Genomic DNA, 1,945 nt, shown 5'->3' with positions numbered 1-1,945 from the left:
TTAGTCTCTTATAACTCAAGAGTTGATGATTTTGGGGAAGAATTTGTCATTTTGCATGAGCCAAGGCGGGCACGATGTTGAATTGTGTAAGGGAGCAGGCGGCGGCGATGGCGGCGCGTCCGATTCGCGTGAGGTAGTAGCGGTAGGAGCGGGTGACGCGTTTGATCAGGCCGAGGGATCGCAGGCGATGAAGTTGACGCGACAGGCGCGAGGGGCTCAACTCGGGCACGAAGGGTGCCAGGTTGGCGCGTCGCATGCCGTGGATGTTGAACTCGGGGCGCTGAAGCGCGCGCAGCAGCTTGTGCTCGGTGCGCTCGAAGAAGTTCAGTCCCTTGATGGTTCGATCGCCCTCGCGCTGGGGTTCGCTGAGCCGCGCCAGATCGCGCTCGCCGCTGGAGGTATCCTCGATGGCCGAGAGGAACTCCAGGTAGCGCCGATTGCAGGAGAGCAGAATCTCGCGCAGGTCGATGAGGCTGTAGATCGTCTTCTTCAGGGGAGCGAGTTCCCGAGTGGTGTGCCGATCACGGTGTTCCACCTTGCGGTGGTGCTTGAAGAAGGAGACATCGTTGGTGGTGGTTTCCAGCCGCAGCACGCGGCCGAACTTGTCGTACATCTTCACCCCGGTGCTGGCGAAGCGGTGCTTGATGCAGGTGCCCTCGATGCGGGTGGCAAAGCGGCTGCCCAGTTCTTGGGCGAGCAGGGGCGTGAGTCTCTTGCCCAGGAAGCTTGCCACCTGCTCGGCCTTGACTGCGAGCACCGCCTGGCGCGAGAGGCTCTCATACAAGGACTTCAGGGTGGCCTCGGAGCGGAAGATCAGGTCAGTCGAGTACTCCACCTGCATCAGGCTCCAGTGATAGGCCTGACCGAAGACATCGCTCACCGGACAGAAACGCTCGGCATACCGATCGAGCCGTCGGTGCAACTCATCGGGACGCATGGCATCAGCGAGCGCCTGCGCCCGGTCGATATCCTCGATGCGCACGAAGGCGTTGTCGGCGAGACTGAACTCGATGCCAGCAGCAGTGAGCTTTCTCGCCAGCCACGCATGACCGTTGCAGTAGAACTGAAGGCGAAACGGGCACCAAGTCGGCACCCGCAGGTAGCAAAGACCGAATTTCTCATCGATGAAGTAGAAATAGTAGTGCAGACACTTGCCCGAGTCGGGTTTGAGTGCCGTCTTGCCGGTGGCCTTGTCGTGCCACGGCCGGTAGCTCTCGCAGGCTTCCATCGCCGAGATCACGTGCACCAGCCCCGGATGCTCTCCGCGGCGTGCGAGCACCTTCGCCACCACCTCCTCCTTGCGGATGTGGGACTTGTGAATGTGCTCGATCGCGATGCCCGCCTCGGTACAGGCCTCCTGCGCGCGGGTGCGGATGCGTTCTCGCAGCGGTTCGGCAAAGCGCGCGTAGTCGAAGATGCGGATGCCGCGAGAGTAAAGAAAGCTCGTCATCCCGCCCGCGTAGCATGCCCCAGGCAGCGTGCCCGTGATCACGATTCGGTCGTAGCAAGACAACACACCCACCAAGCGTTCGCGGTAACGCTCCGTCAGCATCTGTCCCATCACCGCCTCCGCTCCAGTGACCATGTTCCAGCTACTTTATCCTGTTTGGTTCCGGCTATGCCGGCTTAGGGACCAGCCTGCGGAGGCCTTACTGGAATTGGGCCCGAAAGCGGGTGCGCGACTCGTGATGCCTCGCCTCGGCGAATCGGTCGAGCCGGCGCATGCGGAAGGCGTCGAGCCGTGGTGGCGCGTCCTCGACACGACCGCGCGCGAACCAGAGCCCGACACGCCTGCGGTGACCACGTTGCCGAAGGCTATGCCCTGGCCGATCGACTAGGTTTGAAATAACTGGTATGTCTATCGATCTTCCAACACCCATCGCAATCTACATCGCCGCCGAGAATCGGGGTGATACGGAAGCCCTGGCTCAGTGCTTTGCCGAAC

Annotated in this window: 2 protein-coding genes; one reads left to right on the top strand and one right to left on the bottom strand. The window is 61.6% G+C overall.

Going from position 1 to position 1,945, the window contains the following annotated elements; all coding sequences use genetic code 11:
- Positions 1–46: 46 nt before the first annotated feature.
- Positions 47–1,561, bottom strand: coding sequence for a hypothetical protein (locus VES88_02375; protein HYN80318.1), 1,515 nt, complete (start codon positions 1,559–1,561; stop codon positions 47–49).
- 97 nt (positions 1,562–1,658) lie between these two features.
- Between VES88_02375 and VES88_02370 the strand changes: the two genes are divergently transcribed.
- Entirely contained in the window at positions 1,659–1,838 is a 180-nt protein-coding gene (locus VES88_02370) for a hypothetical protein (GenBank protein HYN80317.1), read from the top strand.
- Positions 1,839–1,945 lie beyond the last annotated feature (107 nt).

The organism is Gemmatimonadaceae bacterium (genome assembly GCA_035633115.1).
GTDB lineage: Bacteria > Gemmatimonadota > Gemmatimonadetes > Gemmatimonadales > Gemmatimonadaceae > UBA4720.
The sequence above is the reverse complement of the archived record's forward strand: the minus strand, read 5'-3'. Positions and strand labels throughout refer to the sequence as shown.